General features: G+C 46.9%; 4 protein-coding genes. 3 read left to right on the top strand and 1 reads right to left on the bottom strand.

Annotation, left to right across the window (positions count from 1 at the left end):
• Positions 1-94: 94 nt before the first annotated feature.
• Positions 95-757, top strand: a complete 663-nt coding sequence (locus Q0072_RS19340) for an FkbM family methyltransferase (RefSeq protein WP_298333223.1) — start codon at positions 95-97, stop codon at positions 755-757.
• On the opposite strand, the gene Q0072_RS19335 is transcribed toward Q0072_RS19340, so the two are convergent.
• Positions 754-1,236: a hypothetical protein gene (locus tag Q0072_RS19335; RefSeq protein WP_298333221.1), complete on the bottom strand. Its 483-nt coding sequence runs from the start codon at positions 1,234-1,236 to the stop codon at positions 754-756. The genes Q0072_RS19340 and Q0072_RS19335 overlap by 4 nt on opposite strands.
• A gap of 93 nt (positions 1,237-1,329) precedes the next feature.
• Between Q0072_RS19335 and Q0072_RS19330 the strand changes: the two genes are divergently transcribed.
• Complete coding sequence (locus Q0072_RS19330) at positions 1,330-2,502, top strand: hypothetical protein (protein WP_298333219.1); 1,173 nt, start codon at positions 1,330-1,332, stop codon at positions 2,500-2,502.
• On the top strand, positions 2,489-3,568 hold a 1,080-nt coding region (locus tag Q0072_RS19325; RefSeq protein ID WP_298333217.1), incomplete at its 3' end, for a WD40 repeat domain-containing protein. The genes Q0072_RS19330 and Q0072_RS19325, both read left to right, overlap by 14 nt.

Below are 3,568 nucleotides of genomic sequence, written 5' to 3'. Positions count from 1 at the left end.
TGTTCATTTATTAAATTTTATTTCTTTCTTTCAAAAAAAAAAAATATTTTCACGTAACGCACATGAAGAAAAAAAAACAGAAAAACGGTGAAAAATGCTCATCTCGTTTGAACAACTGAAATCCGTGTTGCCGGAACTCGAGTTTGGCGGCATGCGCGTGCTGCATGTCGGCGCGTGCAAACTAGAAGAGCTGCCCTTGTACCAAAAAGCCGGCATTTCCGACATTGTGTGGATCGAGGCGCGTAAAGACGAGGTGCAAGAAATGCGTCGCCGGCACCCAGATCAAAAGATCTTGTGCGCCTGTGTCAGCAACGTCACCGGCCAGCCAGTGACTTTTGAAACGCACAAGAATGTCATGTGCAGCAGCGCGCTGCGCATTACGGATCTCAAGCGCCGCGTCTACAAAGCCACTGTTGTCAAAGCCGAGCCGATGACCACCATCACGCTGACAGACTTGCTGGCCAGATACAAGATCGAGCGGCCGTTCCAGATGCTCAATGTGGACATTCAGGGCAGCGAGCTGGCTGCGCTGCAGGGCTTTCCCGAAAAGCTGTGGCCAGAGGTGCAGATTGTCTATGTGGAGCTCAATCGGCAGGCGCTGTACGCCGGATCGTTCACCGAAGCCGAGATGGATGCGTTTATGGCAACCAAAGGTCTGTATCGAGCGTGTGAGCGCTGGTGCCACTTGTTTGGCGACGCGGCCTATGTGCGCGGCCGTGCACCTGGCCAGCCATCGCATGTGTTTCCGCCCGCCTAAATAAACACAAATAAAACTTGCTCGTCGCCTTTGTACAAGCGGATGACGTGCTCGTAAATGCGTTCCTGCATGATGTTGGTGAAGGACAGTGTGTCGCCGTTGTCGAAACAAAAGGACAGGGTGTTTTTCATTTTGCAAAAAAGTTTCCGGCTGCCTTCGCGCTTCCACAATTTCGATTCTTTTGTTTCGCAAAAAATCTTGTGATAGTGTTTGATGGTGAAGGCGGTGGGCAGAGGGTGGCGAAAGCGAATGATTTTTTCCACATCATCGTGTTTCTTGTTCCACGAGTAATCAAACTCCTCGCAGCAGCGTCGGTTCACATAGACTTCAATGCGCCAGTCGCCGAACCGAAAGGTGGCGTTGCCGCGATCAATAGTTGCTGTAATGTCTGTCACGTTATCGTCGAGCGCCACATCTTGCCAGCGCTCCTTGTCCGGGAAAGTTTCAAGATTGTTAAAATAACCTTCTCCGTCCCACATTGATTTTCTTGTTTTGCCAAGAAAAAAAAAATTGTCGGTCTGAAAAAAAAATGTGAATTTTGTTTTTCGAGCATTACAAACAGAAAAAACAAGATGAACCGTGCTTGGCAGGATTGCCATGTGTTTATCGAAAACACATGGCAAAGAGAACGCCGCGTGCACTCCTTGCTGCCAAAAAGCCTGCCCGCCGACTGGTTGAAATATTCGGCTTCAGTGCTTTCGCCAAACAAGCAGTTGATTGCCAGATTGAGACCGTTGCAGATTGTCAATCTTTGCACCGGCCTCACGTGCTTGTCGAGCTTTCAAGAAAAAAATCTTCTGGTGTGGTCGCCAGACAGCAAAGCAGTCGCGTCAGTCAATGACAGGGTCACGGTCAATTTCACATCGCACATTGCAACTGTTTCGTCCATTGAAACCCCAAAAGAAATACAATTGGTTGGGCACACTGACAACATCACCAGTTTGGCCTGGTCGCCAAATGGCAAACACATTGTGTCTGGAAGCTGGGATGAAACGTTGCGCTTGTGGACCCCTGACGGAAATAATATTTGCATAATCGAAGGTATCGCAAAACCAGTATGGGTTATCGATTGGTCACCCGATGGAAAGCAATTTGCGTCTGGTACTGGTGGCAAAGATGGCGTCAGGGTGTGGAAGCTGTCGTCGGGCGAAGATGAACGAACCTGCACTGTCGTGCCTGGTCCGGTGCACAACAAAGACGACAATACCATTAATTATGTAGATAGTCTGAAATGGTCGCCAGATGGCACAAAGATTGCTTTTTCGGTTGCAGGAGATACCAATATTACAGTGTGGTCGCCGACAACAACAGAAAATGACAAAGTTTTGGCTTGGGACGGGTTTTGGTGGCAAAAAGACCCTTCCAACAATTCGATGTCATGGTCAACGGATGGCAGAACGATATTTCGCGGAATGTATCAAGGGATGTGTGGCTGGGACGTGGACACTGGCGCCTGCACCTTTGCACTGCGATGCCCGGACAAACGCGTGACCAATGTCGAGTTTTTAAATGATTATCAAGTTGAGAGCAATGGTGACATAATTACTTTTTGTAAATGGTCGGATAGAACAAACGTGTATTTTTCACCTGCATTTCGCTCTCTTGTGTTTACACTCATGTGCATCAAACATCGCCTTGATTTATGCGATTCACAAATTCCTTGTCTGGCCATGAGTTTGTGGTTGGATATTTTCTCCATTCTTGGCACGAGCACATGGTCAGAGGCTTTTCATGCGAAAAAATGAATTTTTTTTTTCAAAACTCATTTTTTTCTTTCTCGCGCGAGTGATGATTTCAATTAAGGACGACGAGTGGCAGAAAAAATGCCGAACCCGTTCTTTCCCTCAGTTACCGTCTCAAACACTTGCACAAATATCGCCCAACCAAAACTTTGTTGTTTGCAGCAAAAGCAATACAACAAATAATCTTTACATTTGCAACGTGACATCTGCCAGATCTGGCGGTTTAAAAACGATTGCATGTGACACTTCATCTCTGGCTTGTGCATGGTCACCACACAGCACAATGATCATAGCGCACGTCCTGCACAGAGAAATGTGTGATGTTGAGCATGGAGTGCAACTGTGGCGTGTCGATGAGCACGGAAATCCAACAAAAATGCTTAAGAGATCGGTTGCAGTCTGCTCGCGCCGAATTTGTGCATTGGAGTGGTCGCCAGATGGCAGGTACGTTGCAATTGCATGTTGCAACGGCATGCTGCGATTGTTTTCGTTCGTTTCCCACCAGAAGAAAACCTGGCATCTTAGTGGTATTGCTTTCGAAAATGAAAAAGAAGAAGAAACAGACCGCTGGTATTGCCTTGCGTGGTCTGCTGACGGCACGCGTTTGGTGTCGGGAAGTTCTCTTGGATCAGTGCGGTTGTGGACAATTTCCAAAGACGGAGAACTCGTTCCTGGATCTTCATTTGGCCGACACAATTACTTGAGTGTTCGAGGCGTGGCATGGTCGCCGAACAGCAAGCAGATCATGACACGTGGCGATGTAAACATGTTTAAAGTCTCGATTGATGTGTGGGATCTGGACGAAAATGGAAATGTACCAGGCATGTTCAGCGACAAAACCATTTGTCAGCAAACTCATATTTTTTCTGGTATTGATGCCGCGTGGTCTCCCGATGGCAAGAGTATTTTTTGTATTTCGTCTATGCGTGGACAAATTTTAGGGTATGATGCCAAAACAAGCAATTTAGTATTTTCATACTTGATTGATTCGTATTGCCACTCTGACCAACAGCACTTGCGTTTTTTGAATGACTGTCAAATTTTTGCCAACAGCAGAATCATCACCATA

The organism is Asticcacaulis sp. (assembly GCF_027484505.1).
Lineage (GTDB): Bacteria > Pseudomonadota > Alphaproteobacteria > Caulobacterales > Caulobacteraceae > Asticcacaulis.
This window is presented reverse-complemented; position numbering and strand designations above follow the sequence as displayed.

Excerpts from the sequence above, each read along its gene's own strand:
- Q0072_RS19340 (WP_298333223.1), top strand. The coding sequence starts at position 95 with ATGCTCATCTCGTTTGAACAACTGAAATCCGTGTTGCCGGAACTCGAG.
- Q0072_RS19335 (WP_298333221.1), bottom strand. The coding sequence starts at position 1,236 with ATGTGGGACGGAGAAGGTTATTTTAACAATCTTGAAACTTTCCCGGAC.
- Q0072_RS19330 (WP_298333219.1), top strand. The coding sequence starts at position 1,330 with ATGAACCGTGCTTGGCAGGATTGCCATGTGTTTATCGAAAACACATGG.